Annotated in this window: 15 protein-coding genes, 2 tRNA genes and 1 pseudogene; 10 read left to right on the top strand and 8 right to left on the bottom strand. The window is 28.5% G+C overall.

The features are described from left to right. The first annotated feature begins 58 nt into the window (after positions 1-58). From R4I97_RS10410 to R4I97_RS10390, 5 genes and pseudogenes are all read left to right on the top strand, one after another. A pseudogene (locus tag R4I97_RS10410) lies at positions 59-587 on the top strand (hypothetical protein). Between the two features lie 24 nt (positions 588-611). After that, positions 612-2168: an NTP transferase domain-containing protein gene (locus R4I97_RS10405; protein WP_335784982.1), complete on the top strand. Its 1557-nt coding sequence runs from the start codon at positions 612-614 to the stop codon at positions 2166-2168. Beyond that, entirely contained in the window at positions 2137-3270 is a 1134-nt protein-coding gene (locus R4I97_RS10400; RefSeq protein WP_335784981.1) for a hypothetical protein, read from the top strand. The genes R4I97_RS10405 and R4I97_RS10400 overlap by 32 nt, the downstream gene beginning before the upstream one ends. Before the next feature lie 63 nt (positions 3271-3333). After that, the gene (locus R4I97_RS10395; protein WP_335784980.1) at positions 3334-4212 is read left to right on the top strand and encodes a DUF2225 domain-containing protein; all 879 of its coding nucleotides are present in this window, start codon (positions 3334-3336) and stop codon (positions 4210-4212) included. 9 nt (positions 4213-4221) lie between these two features. After that, entirely contained in the window at positions 4222-5292 is a 1071-nt protein-coding gene (locus R4I97_RS10390) for an LptF/LptG family permease (RefSeq protein WP_335784979.1), read from the top strand. Between the two features lie 8 nt (positions 5293-5300). Here the strand turns inward: R4I97_RS10390 and R4I97_RS10385 are convergent, their stop codons facing one another. The 8 genes from R4I97_RS10385 to rny form a co-directional block, all read right to left on the bottom strand. Continuing rightward, the gene (locus R4I97_RS10385) at positions 5301-5732 is read right to left on the bottom strand and encodes a GNAT family N-acetyltransferase (protein ID WP_335784978.1); all 432 of its coding nucleotides are present in this window, start codon (positions 5730-5732) and stop codon (positions 5301-5303) included. A 15-nt stretch (positions 5733-5747) separates the two neighbouring features. Continuing rightward, entirely contained in the window at positions 5748-7484 is a 1737-nt protein-coding gene (locus tag R4I97_RS10380; RefSeq protein ID WP_335784977.1) for a proline--tRNA ligase, read from the bottom strand. A 247-nt stretch (positions 7485-7731) separates the two neighbouring features. Continuing rightward, entirely contained in the window at positions 7732-8832 is a 1101-nt protein-coding gene (gene hflX / locus R4I97_RS10375; protein ID WP_335784976.1) for a GTPase HflX, read from the bottom strand. A gap of 11 nt (positions 8833-8843) precedes the next feature. Then, complete coding sequence (gene yqeK / locus R4I97_RS10370) at positions 8844-9407, bottom strand: bis(5'-nucleosyl)-tetraphosphatase (symmetrical) YqeK (RefSeq protein WP_335784975.1); 564 nt, start codon at positions 9405-9407, stop codon at positions 8844-8846. Positions 9408-9446: 39 nt separating this feature from the next. After that, on the bottom strand, positions 9447-10124 hold the full coding sequence (locus tag R4I97_RS10365) for a hypothetical protein (protein ID WP_335784974.1): 678 nt from the start codon (positions 10122-10124) through the stop codon (positions 9447-9449). 196 nt (positions 10125-10320) lie between these two features. Beyond that, entirely contained in the window at positions 10321-11337 is a 1017-nt protein-coding gene (locus R4I97_RS10360; protein ID WP_335784973.1) for a hypothetical protein, read from the bottom strand. Between the two features lie 5 nt (positions 11338-11342). After that, entirely contained in the window at positions 11343-12158 is an 816-nt protein-coding gene (locus R4I97_RS10355) for a TIGR00282 family metallophosphoesterase (protein WP_335784972.1), read from the bottom strand. Between the two features lie 17 nt (positions 12159-12175). Then, a complete protein-coding gene (gene rny / locus R4I97_RS10350; protein WP_335785182.1) occupies positions 12176-13705 on the bottom strand; it encodes a ribonuclease Y in 1530 nt (509 codons plus the stop codon). Between the two features lie 362 nt (positions 13706-14067). Between rny and R4I97_RS10345 the strand changes: the two genes are divergently transcribed. The 5 genes from R4I97_RS10345 (at position 14068) to selB (ending at position 17983) form a co-directional block, all read left to right on the top strand. Further along, positions 14068-14150, top strand: a tRNA-Tyr gene (locus tag R4I97_RS10345). A 43-nt stretch (positions 14151-14193) separates the two neighbouring features. Further along, the gene (locus R4I97_RS10340) at positions 14194-14517 is read left to right on the top strand and encodes an STAS domain-containing protein (RefSeq protein WP_335784971.1); all 324 of its coding nucleotides are present in this window, start codon (positions 14194-14196) and stop codon (positions 14515-14517) included. 61 nt (positions 14518-14578) lie between these two features. Further along, positions 14579-14668: transfer RNA gene (locus tag R4I97_RS10335), tRNA-Sec, on the top strand. Between the two features lie 101 nt (positions 14669-14769). Continuing rightward, the gene (gene selA, locus R4I97_RS10330) at positions 14770-16116 is read left to right on the top strand and encodes an L-seryl-tRNA(Sec) selenium transferase (RefSeq protein WP_335784970.1); all 1347 of its coding nucleotides are present in this window, start codon (positions 14770-14772) and stop codon (positions 16114-16116) included. A gap of 64 nt (positions 16117-16180) precedes the next feature. Continuing rightward, complete coding sequence (selB, locus tag R4I97_RS10325; RefSeq protein WP_335784969.1) at positions 16181-17983, top strand: selenocysteine-specific translation elongation factor; 1803 nt, start codon at positions 16181-16183, stop codon at positions 17981-17983. Positions 17984-18288: the final 305 nt, after the last annotated feature.

The following is an 18288-nucleotide window of genomic DNA, read 5'->3' as shown; positions in this document are numbered from 1 at the left end:
TATTATAGAACAAATTATACTTGAACTTTAATATTATTGATATATAATTGTAGACAATATGAGTATAGATGATAAAACTAAAAGCGCCTTAATTAGAAAAGGTAATGAACTTTTTAATGAAAGAAAAATAGAAGAAGCGTATAGATGTTATCTTACAGCTTCATATTTTGGCGGAATAGAAAAAATTGCTGACTATTATAACTTTGAAAGTAAAAATTTTATAAAAGCTATTCAATTATATAAGTTTATACTCAAAGAAGATTCAAATCTTGGCGGAAATATAAGAGCAAAACAAAAATTAGATACTCTCTCGCAATCTGTAGCAAAAGTATTGCAAAAATGGTTAAACGATGATGAAACATTTAATAATGCTAAAACAAATAAATTATCCTTAGATTCTAAAAACACATATCTTCCTAATAATTATAAAAGAAATAGCTTAGAAGACATTTTAAATGCAAAAGAAAAATTAGATAAAGAAAAACTAAATAATAATAAAGAAAAATTATCTAATATACAAAATTATAATAATAAAACTATAAAAAAGGCCGTATTTGAGAAAATAGATAAAAAGTAAAAATAAATAAACTATAAAAAATAGGAGTTAGTTTATGATAAAAAAAGAAGAAGAGAATAATATAAAAAATATAGAAGAAAGCTTAGAGCAATTATCATCTAAATTCTCTAAAAACGATAGTTTAGTAATAATATTAGCAGCAGGGCATGGTAAAAGAATAAGGAGCTCAACATCAAAAATGCTTCATACTATTTGGGGAGTTCCAAGCATAGAGAGAGTAAGACTTGCTGTAAAAAATGGTATAAACAAAAGCAATATTACTATAGTTGTTGGAATAAAAGCTTTGGAAGTAGCTAATGCTGTTGGAAAACAGGCTAATACTAATTTTGCTTATCAAGAAAAACAATTAGGTACTGGACATGCGGTAAAGGTAGGTCTTGAAAAGAGCGATTTAAAAAATATTAAATATTGTTATGTTATATATGCTGATATGGGACTAATAGACTCTAATACTATGAAAGAGTTTCATGATGAGTTTATGAAAGCTAAAACAGACATGATATTAATGACTGCTATGTACGATGGTCCTAAGGGCGGAAACTATTATGGAAGAGTATTAAGAACAAGAGGATTAACTAAAGACCATAAAAAAAGCCAATACAGAGAAGGAAGCAAGGGTCAGGTAATGGGTGTAATAGAATATAAAGATATACTTGCTCTTAAAGATGATGAAGATTTAGTAAAGGCTTATAAAGATGAAAAATTCGAGTACGGAAAAGATGAGCTTTTAGACAATATGCATGAATATGTTGCTGGTATATATGGTTTTAAAATTGAGCCTCTTTTAAATTTGATAAAAGAATTAAAAGCAAATAATGCTCAAAATGAACTTTATCTAACAGACTTAATAGAGATGTTTGTTAATAATAATTTATCAATATCAACATATATGCCAAAAGACAACAGAGTTGTTTTAGGCTTTAATGATAAAACTGTGCTTAAAGAAATGGAATCCATTGCAAGAAATAATGTTTACAATAAATTAAAAAACATTATTACAATATATGACGGAGAAGATTTCTTTATTGATGACAGTGTAGTTGAGCAGATATTAGAAATTGATAAAGATGAAAAGCCTCTTGATATATATGTAGGAAAAGGGGCTTATATTGGTAAGGGTGTAAAAATTAATTATGGCGTTTATATAGACCATGGCGCAAAACTTGAAGGTAATATTGAGCTTGGAGAGCATACTTATATAGGAGATAATGCATTAATATCTTGTTTGGATAATCAAAAAATGACTCTTTCAAATAATGTGCATATATATGCAGGCAATCAAATAAGAGGAAATGTATATATTGGCGAAAACACTATATTAGAGAGAGGTGTTAATGTTACTGGAAGCGATAAACATCCGCTTAGCATAGGTAAAAATGTACTTATTAAAGGAGTAAGTTACATATACGGCTCTGTTGTAGATGATAATGCTTATATAGAACATTGTATATTCTACTACTCTCATATAAAAGCTGTTCTTGATGAAAATGGAAAAATTATTAAGTGCAGATTTATAAGACCAAAAGAGGAAGGTATAGAATCTGTTATAAAATTAAAAGATGAGAATACTAAAAAAACTAAAAAGAAATAAAATCTTTTTAATATTAATAGCTATTATTATTTTCTGTTCGAATATAAACGCTCAATATGAAAAAGATATTAATAAAGATGCTCCGCCATTATCAAAACATTATTATAGAATAAGCAGTTTTGAATCCATTTCAACTTGGTCGGTAGCATCTTTAAATAATACACCTTATATCAGCGAATTATTAATAGACCCAAACAATAATTTGCATATAGCTTATTATGACAATACAATTAACTCTCCTGTTTATGTGTTTGGAAAAGATGGAAATTTCAAAAGAGAAATACTGGATAAAAACAGAGAATTAGGAAGCTTAATAAGCATAGCAAGCAATTCTGATAATATGCATATATCATATTTAAAAAGTAATAGAATATGGTATGCAAATAATAATTCTGGTACATTTAATAATTATGCTATGGATTTAAGAAATAACAGAAAAATTATAGATTTGAAATTAGTAGTTTCTACATTTAATTCCCCTATATTATTTTTCATAGACAGTAAAGGTATATTATCTATATCAAGATTTTATAGAGATAATTTCTTTTCAGATTTAGTATATACAAACAAAATAATAGAACAAATATACCCAGTAGCAGAAAATGACGGATATGCTGTATATATGAAAGAATATTCTACAGGAAATATATTTTATGCTTCAAGAAAAACTAATACCTCTTTTACTTTTTTTGATAATAACCCCATATTAAATAATGTAAATCAATATACTGTAGAGCATGAGTCACATAACAGATTTAATATTATATATAATACTAAAGATAATATAAAAGAAATAAAATATAAGAAGTTCTATGATGGAGTTTTCACAGATGGAATAATAGCAACAGAAGACCAAAATATTATATCATTTGACTCTGCTTTAGATTATGCATCGCAGCCTGTGGTATTATATACAAAAGAAGATGGAAACAAATACATATATATAGATAATCAGATTATAGATTTATCAATTCTTGGTAAAAGTGTTGGGGAAGTTAGAATTAATGCGGCAAGATATCCTGAGTTTTATATAGCATATTACAACACTCTATTTAAAGAGCTTAGGATAAGTAAACTTAATATAAGTGATATTGAAAAATAAAAATAAACCGATAATTAATTTAACATTTGAAGTGTTTATAAAGTTATATAAATAGGAATTTTTATGTCTGAAGAATTAAAAATATCATACTTTGAAAAAAATCCAAGAACTTGCCCTGTATGCAATAAAGAGTTCTATCATGAGATGCTTCTCACTGGAGGCGGAAGGTTAATTGCAGGAAATTTAAGAGATGATTTAAGAAGAACTTATGAAAAAAGCAAGAAATATGGAGCTGTGTACCCTCTTATATATGTTGTAGCTGTTTGTCCGCATTGTTTATATGCTGCTTTTCAAGATGAATTTAGTTTGATTGATAATAAAAAAATTAATGAGGCTCTTGATAGTTATGAACAAAGGTCAAAATATGTACGAGAGTTTTTTGGCATAGATTTAGATTTTAAAAAAAATAGAGATTTAATTTCTGGGGCTGCTAGTTATTTTTTAGCATTAGATGGATATCGTTATCATACAAAAGATTCTGCCCCTACTCTTAAAAAAGCTTTATGTTCTTTAAGACTAAGCTGGACTTTAGAAGATTTGGCTAATATTTATCCGAATGATAATTATGATAAATTAATACCATTCTTTCAATATAAAGCAAGTGAATTTTATACTGAAGCTATAGAATATATGCAAAATGGTAAAGAAAGTTTTGATAAATTAAAAAGTTTTGGTCCTGATATAGATAATAATTTTGGATATGAGGGAATGCTTTATATGGGGGCTTTACTTGGTACAGATGCAGCTAAATTCATTCCAGACCCTAATGTCAAAGCAAGAACATTAGTTCAAGCTAAAAGAAAAATCAGTAAAATCTTCGGTTCTGGTAAAAGCAGCAAATCAAAACCTTCTGCATTGCTTGAAAAATTAAAAGAATTACATACCCGTATAAGCGAAGAATTAACTTATTTAAATGAAAACTATGGAATAAATGCGGATTAATTTACTCAAATGAAGAAACTTAACTCATACTTATTAAAAGAATTTTTATCTATGTTTATAGGCTCTCTAATACTATTTGTCATATTAGTAACTATAGCAGATTTAAGCAGTAAATTATCTTACTACACAGAACACCCAGAAAATATGAAATACTTCATTATATACCATTTAGCAAGGACCCCGCATAATTTATATTATTTATTTCCAATAGCTTTAATGTTTTCATCTACTTATGTTCTTGGTACTTTTGTAAAAAACAAAGAGATGTTAGCTGTACAAAACTCTGGTATAAGTTTATTTAAGTTTTCTTCACCAATATTTATTATAGTAATAGCATTATGCTTAGGACTTATTGGTTTTTGGCAATTTGTAGCTGCTCCTATGAATAAAATATCTTTTGAGGCTAATGATTTGGGACGAGGAAATAAAAAGGGAGAATATACAGGAGCATTAAATATATTTGGAGCTAATAATTATATATATTTTATAGAAAACTTTAATTTTAATGACAATTATCTTACAAATACTATTATTGTAAAATTAAAAGAAGACGGTGCTATAGCTATGAGAATATCATCACCAAGCGTGAGATGGAATGATAAAGAAAGAAAATGGTATGCCGAAACAGGTATATTAGCTGAGTTTAGTGATGAAAAAAACATATCTGTAAGAGAAATAACTAATTACCAGCTTGATGTACTTGAAAGACCTGAACATTTCATGAATAGACCTTTATTAGATTCTATGAGTTTAACTGAAGAGATGCATTGGATTAAATTAAGAAAAGAAGTAAATTTAAATACTAACACTCTTGAAACAGATTTTCATTATAGAATATCATATTGTTTCTCTGGATTTATTATTGTTTTACTTGCTTCATTATTTTCAAAATTTTCTACTCAAAGTGTATTGGTTGTAAGTTTAGTAATGGTTATAATGGTTGCTTTATTATATTATTCTATACTTATGATGTTTCGTTCTTTGGGAGACGGCGGAAATATGAATCCATTTATAGCTGCTTGGATGCCCAATATTATATTTGCTGGACTTTGTTTCTTAGCATTTAAAAAATTCTATTAATTTGCTTATTATAATGTTTTCTCCATAATTAAAGCGTTATATGCATTATTATAGTATTTTTTTCTAATGCCTATACATTTAAAACCATTTTTTATATAAAATTCTTTTGCATCTATGTTATTCTCATGCAAATCTAATTTTATACTATCTGCATTATTTTTTTTAGCATCATCAAATAAATATGATAATAATTTATTGCCATACCCTTTATTATTAGGATATGTTGCTATAAATAAGATATCTATTTCTGGGGAAAGCAAAAAATATATGATAAACCCTACTATTTTTTCATTATCTCTTATTATAACTACTTTATGATTTTTATCTTCTATATATTCTTTTATATAATTTTTAGATAAAGTAATATATTCGCTTTTTGATGATATAAAAAAAATATTTTCAATTACATCATCATCAATATTATCTATAAGCTCTATCATACTAAAAAATGCTTATTATAATTTAGAGTTTATCTCATCAAATAATTCTTTCTTTTTTGTTTTTACATATTCAACTATCTCTTCAACTTTAACTTCAACACTCTCAGAATCTCTTCTTAACTTAAACTCAACAACACCACGCTCAAGAGATTTTTTACCTACTATTATTCTCATAGGCACACCAATCAAATCACAATCATTAAGTTTAACACCAAGTCTCTCTTTTCTATCATCGAACATAGTTTCAATACCAACAGAACTTAAAGCATTATATATCTCTTCTGCTTTTTTGAATGAGTTTTCAGTTTCTTTGTCTATTGCAACAACTATAGCCTCGTAAGGAGCAACACTTATAGGAAATATTATACCCTTATCATCATAATTCTGTTCTATTACAGAAGCTAAAGCCCTATTAACCCCAATACCATAGCAACCCATTATAGGTGTAATTGCTTTATTGTTTTCATCTAATACAGTAAAATTAAATGCCTGAGTATATTTATCTCCAAGCTTAAATATATGTCCAAGCTCTAAACCTTTCTTCTGATACAACTTCTCACCGCATTCTGGACATCTATCGCCCTCTTTTGCAACCCTAAAATCTCCCCATACATCTACATTAAAATCTCTGTTTATATTAACATTTTTTATATGAGTGTCATCTTTGTTTCCGCCTACTATTGCATCAGCTACTGTTTTTATAGACTTATCTGCAAATATTCTTATCTTTTTCTTTAATCCAACAGGAGAAGCAAAACCAACCCTCGCCCCTGTAACTTCTTTTATAATATCCTCAGAAGCAAGTTCTATATCAAGTCCACCCAAAGCATTTGAAAGTTTTGTTTCGTTTATCTCTAAATCACCTCTAATTGCAACCAATATTACTTCATCTTCTTCTGTTTTGTATATTATACTTTTAATGAAATTCTTTGAAGAAGTATTAAAGAACTTTTCTAAATCTTCAATAGTTTTTATATCTGGAGTATATACTTCTTCTAATGCTTTATCAGTATAAGATTTAGCCTCTTCATCTTCCATTACATTAGCCTTTTCAACATTAGCCCTATAATCACACTTTGAGCAGAAAATAATAGTCTCTTCCCCTACTTCACTTAACACCATAAACTCTTCGCTTCCTTCTCCACCCATTGCACCGCTATCTGCTTTTACGCTTACTGTATCAAGCCCCATTCTCTTAAATATTTTTGTATAAGCACCGCTCATATCATTATAAGTTTTATCAAGACATTCTTTAGTAATATGAAATGAATAAGCATCTTTCATTGTAAACTCTTTAGAGCGAATCACCCCAAATCTTGGACGAATCTCATCTCTAAATTTTGTATGTATTTGATATAATGTAACAGGCAAATCTTTATAAGACTGTATTTCATTTTGAGCTGTAATAGTAAATGCCTCTTCATGAGTAGGCCCCATTGCCATATCAACATCATTTCTATCTTTTAATCTAAATAATTCTTTTTTAAATCTCTCCCATCTTCCAGAAGGAGTTAATAATTCTTTTGAAACAAGTATAGGCATTATGCATTCATTAGAACCTATTGCATCCATCTCTTCGCGTATTATGTTGGATATTTTATTTAATACCCTCACTCCCAAAGGCAAATAAGAATAAAGCCCATTAGATATTTTTCTTGCAAGTGCTGCTCTTATCATTAATTTATTAGAAGCTATTATAGCATCACTTGGAGCTTCTTTTAGTGTTGGCATAAATAATTTCGATAAACGCATAATATGTTTTCCTTAAAAAAATTGTATTAATGATATATTGAAAAATTTCTTTTTTATTATTCGCGGGGACTAGCCACCCTGCGAAGCGTGCCCTTAGGGTACGCACCCCCAGTTCTTTTTCCAGCCGCAAAAAGAACCAAAAAGTGCAAATATCTTAGCTTTAAATAAATATAGGTATACATATAAAATAATACCCTATTTTTTAGTAAAAAATTACGCTTTCAGTATATACTAAAAATATAAATTATCAACCATTATTAAAAGACTCTAAAATTATTTTTAATATTTTTTCTCTTAGTATATCTATATTTATATTGTTTTTGGCACTGATAAAAATTGCATCATCATACATAGTAAGTATCTTGTTTTTTTGATTTTCTTCTAAGCTATCAACTTTGTTAAATACCATTATACGTTTTATATTTGAAGCTTCTATCTCTTTTATTGTAGCTTCAACATTAATAAGTTTCTCTTCAATATATTCATCTGTAGAATCAACCAAATGCAAAAGCAAATCAGCCTCTACCACTTCAGACAATGTAGACTTAAAAGAAGCTATTAAAGTATGCGGAAGCCTATCTATAAAACCAACAGTGTCGCTAATAATAACTTCAAGAGGTGCATCATCTGATAAATAAAGCTTTCTTGTATGAGTGTCTAACGTAGCAAAAAGTTTATCTTCTACATAAGTGTCTTCTTTACATAAAAGATTAAACAAAGTGCTTTTTCCAGCATTTGTATAACCTACAATAGCTATTCTAAAAGTAGAGCCTCTTCCTTTTCTTCCAGTGCTTGCAGATTTTTCTACTTTGCTTAATTGAGTTTTTAGTTTATGTATTCTCTCTCTTGCTCTTCTTCTGTCGTACTCGAGTTGCTTTTCTCCAGCTCCGCCTCTCAAACCTATTACACCTCTCACTTGGCTTAAATTGCTTCTCTTACCCTTTAATCTTGGATATTCAAACTCCAAAAATGCTAACTCTACTTGCATCCTTGCAGTAAGTGTTTTGGCACGCATTGCAAATATCTCTAATATAATCTCTGTTCTAGTTAATGCTTTTATATTAGAGCCTTCTTCTATAGCATTAACCTGCGAACCGCTAAGCTCATTGTCAAAAACAAAATATTCTACATTGTCAGCTATAGCACTCTCTTTTAAAGATTCAAGCTTACCCGTGCCTATATAAGTGCCTGCTACTATTTTCTGCTGTATAAAAGAAAACCTATCAGCTACATCATAACCTGCAGTATCGCATAGCATTGATAGTTCTGTTAAAATATTGTCTATATTGATTTTTTTAGTTCTATATTCTTTTGAATCTGCTACAAATATTATATACGCTCTTTTCATAAATACCTTTATTACTTAATAACTAATGAATTATACAGCTCTATAGTTTTATCAGATAAATACTGTTTTTTTGAAAGTACAAAATATATTGACTCTAATACCACTTTCAAAAATGCTTCATCAAAATTAATAAAAATCTCTTCTCTTAATTTATCAGCCGTTTCTAATTTACGAGTAGGTTCAAGATAGTCAGATGCATATATAATTTTTTCAAGCATACTCATGTTAGCATGTCCCACAGTATGACTTTCTATAGCAGATATTATATCATCATCTTTTATATGAAACTCTTCTATTGTTATTATGGCACTTACTTTAGCATGAAGCAAAGCAGAAGTAATATGTTTAGGATATTCTTTATTATCATACTCTAATAAAATTTTTCGCATTTCTTCTTCTTTATATCTCTTACCCAAATCATGGCACAATGCTGCAATAGATGCCTTATTAACATCAATATTATAATGCTTTGCAAGTTTTACAGATAAATCTCTCGTTGAAAGTATATGCTCTTCTCTAAATGGAAGATATTTTTTTATATAATCTAATATAGGCTTTTCATCAAAATTATTCATAATTATAGATATTATGATATATTATTAAAATAATGTCAATTATCTGTATATAGATTTGTTATTAAATACAGGTTTATAGCGTTTTTCTTTATCTAAAAAAGATTCTTTGTATTGGTCATAAAGCACAACACTGCCATCTTCATTAACATGTCCTACAGGGTCATACATATAAAAAGGCATAAAATCTTTTCCGCTAGCCATATTAGTATCAGCTGCCCCCCATTCTAAAGGCACATCAACACCAAAAGTAACCTTCTCTCTTATAGGCATACCATATATATAAACATATTTTGAATAAGTATCAACTGCCACAAGTGAATTATCTAAAGCAATCAATCCAGCACCCTTACCGCTAAATCTGTAAAAATAAAAACGCTTAAGCATATTAGAATATTTATTATTTAATGATTTTGTATAAAGCGGATTGTATCCTCTATACTGATAATACTTCATATTGTATATAGCAAATATTCCAGCCTTACTATTATCACCTTTATAATAATATTCATTTTTAGCAGAATCTAAACTCTCCCACTCTTTATCATCATGCTTGTTTACAAACTTAAAAGAAGGAACATTGTCTGAATTAAAAGTAGCAATCAAAAGCCAATCATTGAATTTAGAAGAACTGAAAGAATCCTCTCTCTCAATATCTCTAAAACCAAATAATGCTGTAGAATATATTAATAATATTATATAAAAAAACAATCTTTTCATAATAATTCCAAAAATAAACACTTTTAAATATTTGTAGATATTATATAAAAAAAAGACAAAAAGTAAATAATGTCTTTTTGAAAAAATATTATAAATATTCATAAAAACGGGAATAAATATAAAAATATCAACTATTAATATACATTTTATACATTTTTTAGAACATTAATTATAATATGTCTTAATAAGTATAGAATTATTGATTATCTTCTTTGCTTTGAGAATCTGATAAAGTGTTATTTGCATCTTCAATGTTTTTAATTTCCAAATCTTTATCATTATTCTCAATATTTGAAATAGTTTTATTGTTGTTAATATTTTCTGTATTTTTATTTTTTAGTATGCGCCCATAAAATAATGCAAATAAAAGATAGTAGATAAAAGACATTAAAACAGAACTTGATGCATAGGGAATTAAAGCAATTTTTGTATTGTATGCTGTGTTAAAAAAGTAATTATAAAAATAAGGCAAAACTAAATATATAATAAAAATCAAAGGAATAATAAGCAAAAGCCATATTTTATTTTTAGCAACTTTATTTGCAAAACTATAAGAAACTATTATAGTCAATATCAATATAGCAGTTAAATATGAGATTGTTTCTTTATCTAATTTGATATTCATATAATCAATTTCTAAAAAGTTTATTATAATTAGTCCAGAAACAGCAATTAAAAACATTCCAAATAAAGAAAAAAATAGAGAGAAAATTATTTTCAATAAGAATAATCTATTAGAAAAATTTTCATTTTTATTTGGCAATAATTCAAAAGCCCATAGCAAAATAGAAAAAGTTAATGTTTGTAATAAAAGCTCTGGAAGTGATATAAGATGATATTCAAGAGGAAGCTGAGTATATATTATTCCTTCTAAAGATGAAGGAGCTGCCGCTGGTGTTGCTATAATTCCAATAAATACTAATATTATCCATAACTTCAAAAAACCCAATTTAGTAGCTATAATATTTCTTATGGGGTATAAAGCAATAGCAATAAATATAGCTCTTATAGGCTGTAAAAAAGGTCCTAATAATGTTAAAGGCGAATCAAAACCTCTCATAAAATTATTAACAACATTATAACTATAAATAGTAGAATAATCGAAAATATTTGAAAATAATAATCCAAAAATAAAATAAGTTAATGTATGTATTAAAGCTACTTTTATATAAAAAATAAAAAAATGTCTGAAAAACAATTTTGTATTAGGCATAATATTTACTTCTCAAGTCTTTCAACTTGATCATTATTATATACTATATTAATTCTTTTAATAGAAGAAGCTTTTCCTGTTTGAGTATCTACCTGCACTATTATACCATTAATCATAGGGTTAGTAGTTTCAACTTCAAACCTATGAGGTATTTTAGTAACAAACCTTGCAATAGCAGCCTCTTTTTTCATGCCAATAACAGAATCATAACTTCCGCACATACCAATATCAGATATATAAGCGGTATGAGAAGAAATTATCTTTTCATCAGCAGTTTGAACATGCGTATGAGTACCAAAAATACAGCTTACTTGTCCTTCAAGATAATAAGAAAAAGCAATTTTTTCAGCAGTAGCTTCAGCATGAAAATCTATAAATATAACATTAGTTTTCTCTTTTAGATGTTTGATAGCAATATTAGCTTTTTTGAAAGGGCAATCCAAAGGTTCTAAAAAAGTTCTGCCCATTAGGTTAAGAACACCTATTTTAAAATCATCAGCATCATATATATAATAACCAAGCCCAGGAGATTCATTAGGATAATTGTATGGACGAAGAAGTCTATTCTCATTGCCAATTAATGCAAATACATCTCTATTATTCCATACATGGTTTCCGGTTGTAAGTACATCTATACCAGAATTAAACAGCTCTGAGGCAGTATCCCTTGTGATACCAACCCCATTAGCCGCATTTTCTCCATTAGCTATAACAAAATCTATATTATGTTCTAATTTAATCTCTTCTAAATGCCTTCTTACAGCATATCTGCCTGTAACTCCAACAATATCGCCAAGACATAATATATTTTTAATAGCCATAAAATAAACCTTTATTATTATCTAGCAACTTCAACTGCTCTAGTCTCTCTAATAACAGTAACTCTAATAATACCCGGATATTTAAGCTCATCTTCTATTCTCTTAGCAATATCTCTTGCAATCTGTTTAGCTTTAACATCATCAACCACATCACTTTTAGTCATAACTCTAAGCTCTCTTCCAGCCTGTATAGCAAAAGATTTCTCAACTCCTTCAATACTATCAGCAATCTTTTCCAAATCATCAAGTCTTTTAATGTAATTTTCAAAAGATTCCATTCTAGCACCCGGACGAGCAGCACTAATAGCATCAGCCGCTTTTACTATAACAGCCTCAACAGTTTGAGTTTCTACATCATTGTGATGAGCCCTTATAGCATTAACAACTTCCTCTCTCTCTCCGCATCTTTTGGCTAAATCAGCTCCGCTCATAGCATGAGAGCCTTCACCTTCAACCTCTATAGCCTTTCCAACATCATGCAAAAATGCACTTCTCTTAGCCATTTCTACATTTGCCCCAATTTCGGCAGCAATCATACCAGCAATATTTGCAACTTCCTTACTATGAAGAAGCATATTTTGCCCGTAGCTCGTTCTATATTGAAGCCTTCCCATATGTCTAACAAGCTCATGATGCATAGTAGTAAGATTTAAATCAGCAATGGCATTCTCTCCTGCTGTCATAATAGAATCTTCTACTTCTCTTCTTGTTTTTTCAACAATCTCTTCTATTCTTGCAGGGTGAATACGTCCATCTAATATAAGTTTTTCTAATGAAACTTTAGCGATATGCTTTCTTACAGGGTCAAAACAAGATATAACAACAGCCTCAGGAGTATCATCTATAATAATATCAACTCCAGTGAGTGTTTCAAGCATTCTGATATTTCTTCCCTCTCTGCCTATAATACGTCCTTTCATCTCTTCACTAGGCAAAGAAACAGAAGTAACAGAAGATTCCTGAGTTACATCGCTAGATATTCTCTGTATAGTTTGAACAATTATCTCTCTAGCCTTTTTCTCACCAGTTTCTATAGCATTCTTTTCTATATTATCTACTATCTTTGAAGCAGCTTTTTTAGCATCTTCTTCTATTTCTATCATTAGAGCTTTTTTAGCCTCTTCTCGAGTAAAGCCTGCTATTTTTTCAAGCTCTTTTTTTTCTTCCTCAAGAAGTGTATCTAATTTTTCTTCTTGCTCTTTAATTTTCTTTAGCTTATTTTCAATATTATGTTCTTTATTTTCTAAATATTGAGTCTTTTTGTCTAAATTTGCCTCTCGTTGTAGTACCCTATTTTCTAATTTTTGAATTTCTGATCTTCTTTCTTTATTTTCATTTTCTAATCTATTACGCTCTTTTTGTAATTCTAAATTAGCTTCTGAAATAATATTTTTTCTTTCACTTTCAGCTTGCTCTTTAGCATCGCGAAGCATATTTTGTCTTATTATCTCCGCTGAATTAAGGTTAATTTTAGCTATTACCCAGCGGGTTATATATCCAAAAACAAACGCAACTACAACAGAGGTGATTATTATAACCACATTCATACCTTCCACCTCATTATTTTTATTACTTTCTTCTATAAAATACTCTTCAAACATTTATAACATAACATAATTTCAGTATAAAGTCAATATTATCTTTTATATTAACTGTTTGGTAGTATAAGTTTTTGTATATTTTTTAGAATAAAAAGCTATAGCAATATCTTAAAAATAAGGAAAAAATAATAAAACGAGCAAAACAAAAAAATAATTAAAATGAAAATATCTATTTTAAAGTTTTGCTTTTATAAATATTTATTTAATATTAATTATTTATAAAAAAATAAACTATAAAAAACAACAGAAAATACTTGACATTTTTTTAATTTATGCTATTATAGCAAACATCAATTTTCGATTGATACGGGTAGGTGGCCGAGCAGTCAATGGCAGCAGACTGTAAATCTGTCGACGTGAGTCTACGGGGGTGCGAATCCCTCCCTGCCCACATTCTTTTACTTTTATCTACTATAAATTAGAAGGATTATTCAATGGCTATAGAATTTAATGATATATACATATCTATAGTTCCTGAAGCTAATCTCTGCAGTTCTGAAGAAATATATAGATTTGTTAATGAATCTGAAGAAGCTGCCTCTATTAGAATGCCTATAGTTATACTCGACTTAAAAAACACTAAAGAAATTAATAGTGCAGGAATAGCAAAAATATTAAAACTTTATAAAAACCTGCAATCTTTAAAAATTAAATTATATATGATGAATCTTAATCCAGATGTAGAACCCATATTAAAAAATCTACTATTAACATATTTAATTACAAAAATAGAAAAAGTAGAAGATTTAGATCTTTAATTAAACTAAAATCATAAATCATTGACATAAAACAAAAAGTGGTATATCATTAAAAACGCTTGGAGGTAGATGAGTCCCGGTGGGCTCCGCGCTCTTCAAAAGCGTTGGACGTTATAGCAACGTTGGCAGGTTCAACTCCTGCCTCTTCCGATAAATAAGCGATTATTAAAAATAGTATGATTAAATTACTAATTAAAGATAGTCTCTTATCTTAAACTATATTTATTCGTTTTTAAGAAAGGAGGCTAAAAATTGAATAATAATTTTAACTTAGTTCAAACCAATACCGTATTGGAACATGATTCTATTAAACCATATCATAAAATTTTATCTCGTCCTATAGTTACAGATATTATTAGAGAAATATTAGAGAAATTAAGAGCTGAATTAAAAAATAATCCAAATGCTCACTACAGCAAAGAGGATATTATAAAATTATGTGAAATAAGATTAAAAGAAAAATCTAACCTCCCTATAAAAAGAGTCATAAATGCAACAGGCACTATCATGCATACCAATTTGGGACGTTCTCCTATAGATGAAGATATATGGCAGGAAGTAAAGGATATAAATATATACAGCAATAACCTTGAATATAATATAAATAAAGAAGGAAGAGGTTTAAGGGGTGAGTTTTTATACACATTATTAGCTAAACTCACAGGTGCTGAAGATGCTTTAGTTGTAAACAATAATGCCGCTTCAGTATTTTTAATATTAAAAACATTTGCTACAGAAAAAGAGGTTATAGTATCAAGAGGAGAACAGGTACAAATAGGCGGTGGGTTTAGAATACCAGATATATTAAAAGAAGCTGGAGCTAAACTCGTTGAAATAGGCACAACAAACATAGTAACAATAAACGATTATAAAGAAGCTATAACTGAAAACACAGCTATGATATTAAAGGTACATACTTCCAATTTTAAAATCAGAGGTTTTGTAAAAAGTCCGTCATTAAAAAAAATTAAAGATGCTATACCAAGTAATATACCATTAGTCTATGATGAGGGAGCTGGAATATTTGATGAGAGCATGTCTGAAGAGGAGCATATAAAATCTGCATTAAAAGCTGGTGTTGATTTAGTATGTTTTTCTGGGGATAAAATGTTTTCAAGTGTTCAGGCTGGCATAATAGTTGGGAAAAAAGAATATATAGCTAAAATATACAAACACCCTCTTATGAGAGCTTTTAGATGCGGTAAAACTGTGCTTTCTATATTAGAGAAAAATGTTATAAAAAGATTAAACACAGAAGGACAATTTAAGGGTTATTGTGAAAGGTTACTTTCTATTAATGAAGAAGCTGTAAAGCAAAAAGCATTTAGGATTATTAATGATTTGAAGGGCTTTGATGTAGTTGAGGAATATGTAGAGACTGGAGGCGGTGCTATGGCTGATACTTTCTACTCTTCTTATGCTATAAGCTTTAAGCCTAAAAACATTAAAGAGATTATAAAATATTTGCATAATTTAGATACTCCTATTATATCAAAGATAAAGAAAGACTATATATTATTATATGTTTTAACAATAGAAGAGAGAGATATTGAGTATGTATATAATGTGTTAAAGCATATAGAAAAAGAATATTTATAATAAAAAAAATATTAGTTTAATAAAATTAATTAGGGCGAATAATTTTTAATTTAAGGAAATGTCAATGAACAAAATTATAGGAACTGCTGGGCATGTTGATCATGGTAAATCAGAATTAATCAAAGCTTTAACAGGTATTGCTATGATGCGTTTACCTGAAGAGAAGAAAAGAGAGATGACTATTGATTTGGGTTTTGGATTTTTTAAGCCTAATGAGGATATTACTATTGGGGTAATAGATGTTCCTGGACATGAAAGATTTATTAGAAATATGGTTGCTGGAATGTGGAGCTTAGATTTAGTTATGCTTGTTGTATGTGCCAATGAAGGCTGGATGAATATGACAGAAGAGCATGCTAAAGTGGCTTTGGCATTGGGAATAAAAAATATTGTATGCGTAATAAATAAGATTGACCTTGTTGATGATAATAAATTAAAAGAATCTGAAGAGAGCATCAAAAAAAATTTATACAGAATATTTCAAAAGGATATAGAAACAATAAAAGTATCTGCTTTAAATGGCACTAATATAGATTTATTAAAAGAGAGAGTTACTGATATATTATTAAATGATGAAACAAAAGAAGAGATAAAAACCCATATTTATGTAGATAGGGTATTTTCTATAAAGGGAGCTGGTCTTACAATTACAGGAAGTATTAAAGGAGGCAACATTAAAAGAGATGACACTCTCATACACTACCCTACTAAAAAAGAAGTATCTATAAGAAATATTCAGTCATATCATCAAGACAGAGAAATTGTATATTCTACTTCGAGGGTTGCTTTAAATTTAAAAAATATAAAAAAAGAAGAGATAAGAAGGGGGCATTTATTATGCTCTAAAGAAGAGAATGTTTTTCTAACAGATGAAATAATATTAGAGTTGCTTGGAAATAGCGATGTTGATTATTTAAGAAAGATAAAAAATGCAGAGTTTGCAATTGGTACAGAATGCTTAGTAGCTCAGATTATACCTTTATACAAAAAACAAGATAATAATGATAAAAGAGATGACAGCAAAGAAATAGACAGAAGATTTATAAGGTTAAAATTTGATGAGCCTATAGCAGTATTTTGGAAGGAGAGAGGAATACTTATTAGCCATGGAGGAAGTGCTATAATTGGAAGCGGGGATATATTTTGGGGAGATAAAACTAATCCATTTATTAGAAAAAATATTATGGATAGGGCTTCAGATTTTTTGGGTAAAATAGAGAGAAAAAAATACACTGACTTAGTAATGAGTGTTAATGGGTATAGTTTAGCTAATGGAAATATGCCTGAATATGCTGTAAAACTTGCTAACTATTTTGTTAAAAAAGATTATTTAAAAGAGTCAACTGAAAGAATAAAAAAACTAATAGAAGTAAAAAAAGACGGGCTTTCTTTTGAAGATATAAAAAATTATCTTAATATAGAAACTTCATTTACAAAACCTTTTATTAATTATTTATTAGAAAATAAAATTATCATGTCATTAGACAACAATATATATAAAAAATATGTTGATACAGTACAGCTTACCAATTCACAAAAAATGCTTATTGATAAATTAAAAAAAGAAGATTTAAATGGCTTAGATGAAAAAATTATCAAAACTATTAACAATGGAATAAAAGATATCAAAACACTAACAGCATTAAAATATGCAACCTACCTTGATGAAGGCTTATATTATCATACAGAAGTTTACAACAGAGTAAAAAGCCTAATAATGAAAAACACTAAAAAAAATGATATTATCACTATAGCATTAGTTAAAGAGAGAACAGGGTTATCAAGAAAATACACCATACCAATACTAAATGCTTTAGAGAGAGAAAAGTTGGTAAAAAGGCAAGGCAATGACAGAATAGTGCTTTAATTAATTAAATGCTGAAAAATATATTTTGTCAATAAGTTTATTTTATTCAACTTTTTCCCGCAGCAAAAAGTTGTAAAAAGTGCATAGAAATAAAAACATATATAAATATGATTTGAGATAAAAAATGCAGTTCTTTGCGAAGCGTATCCGAAGGATATGAGGTTCTTTTATACCAATACCGAAAGGTAGCTACTCGGTAAAATAACTTGGAGTTCTACCCTACAGGCACGCTTCGCAGAGGGCTAGTCCCTGAAAATAATTAAAATAAAAAACAGATTTCAATAAACTTAAAATTTTTACTATAT

This window comes from Brachyspira pilosicoli (assembly GCF_036997485.1).
GTDB classification, from domain to species: domain Bacteria; phylum Spirochaetota; class Brachyspiria; order Brachyspirales; family Brachyspiraceae; genus Brachyspira; species Brachyspira pilosicoli_C.
Note: the sequence above shows the minus strand (reverse complement) of the source record. Positions and strands in the feature narration are given on the sequence as shown.

Bases quoted from the DNA above. Each gene is read 5' to 3' on its own strand.
- R4I97_RS10355 (WP_335784972.1), bottom strand. From the start codon at position 12,158: ATGGCTATTAAAAATATATTATGTCTTGGCGATATTGTTGGAGTTACA.
- R4I97_RS10395 (WP_335784980.1), top strand. From the start codon at position 3,334: ATGTCTGAAGAATTAAAAATATCATACTTTGAAAAAAATCCAAGAACT.
- R4I97_RS10360 (WP_335784973.1), bottom strand. From the start codon at position 11,337: ATGCCTAATACAAAATTGTTTTTCAGACATTTTTTTATTTTTTATATA.
- R4I97_RS10400 (WP_335784981.1), top strand. From the start codon at position 2,137: ATGAGAATACTAAAAAAACTAAAAAGAAATAAAATCTTTTTAATATTA.
- rny (WP_335785182.1), bottom strand. From the start codon at position 13,705: ATGAATGTGGTTATAATAATCACCTCTGTTGTAGTTGCGTTTGTTTTT.
- R4I97_RS10385 (WP_335784978.1), bottom strand. From the start codon at position 5,732: ATGATAGAGCTTATAGATAATATTGATGATGATGTAATTGAAAATATT.
- R4I97_RS10390 (WP_335784979.1), top strand. From the start codon at position 4,222: ATGAAGAAACTTAACTCATACTTATTAAAAGAATTTTTATCTATGTTT.
- R4I97_RS10365 (WP_335784974.1), bottom strand. From the start codon at position 10,124: ATGAAAAGATTGTTTTTTTATATAATATTATTAATATATTCTACAGCA.
- hflX (WP_335784976.1), bottom strand. From the start codon at position 8,832: ATGAAAAGAGCGTATATAATATTTGTAGCAGATTCAAAAGAATATAGA.
- yqeK (WP_335784975.1), bottom strand. From the start codon at position 9,407: ATGAATAATTTTGATGAAAAGCCTATATTAGATTATATAAAAAAATAT.
- R4I97_RS10380 (WP_335784977.1), bottom strand. From the start codon at position 7,484: ATGCGTTTATCGAAATTATTTATGCCAACACTAAAAGAAGCTCCAAGT.
- R4I97_RS10405 (WP_335784982.1), top strand. From the start codon at position 612: ATGATAAAAAAAGAAGAAGAGAATAATATAAAAAATATAGAAGAAAGC.
- selB (WP_335784969.1), top strand. From the start codon at position 16,181: ATGAACAAAATTATAGGAACTGCTGGGCATGTTGATCATGGTAAATCA.
- R4I97_RS10340 (WP_335784971.1), top strand. From the start codon at position 14,194: ATGGCTATAGAATTTAATGATATATACATATCTATAGTTCCTGAAGCT.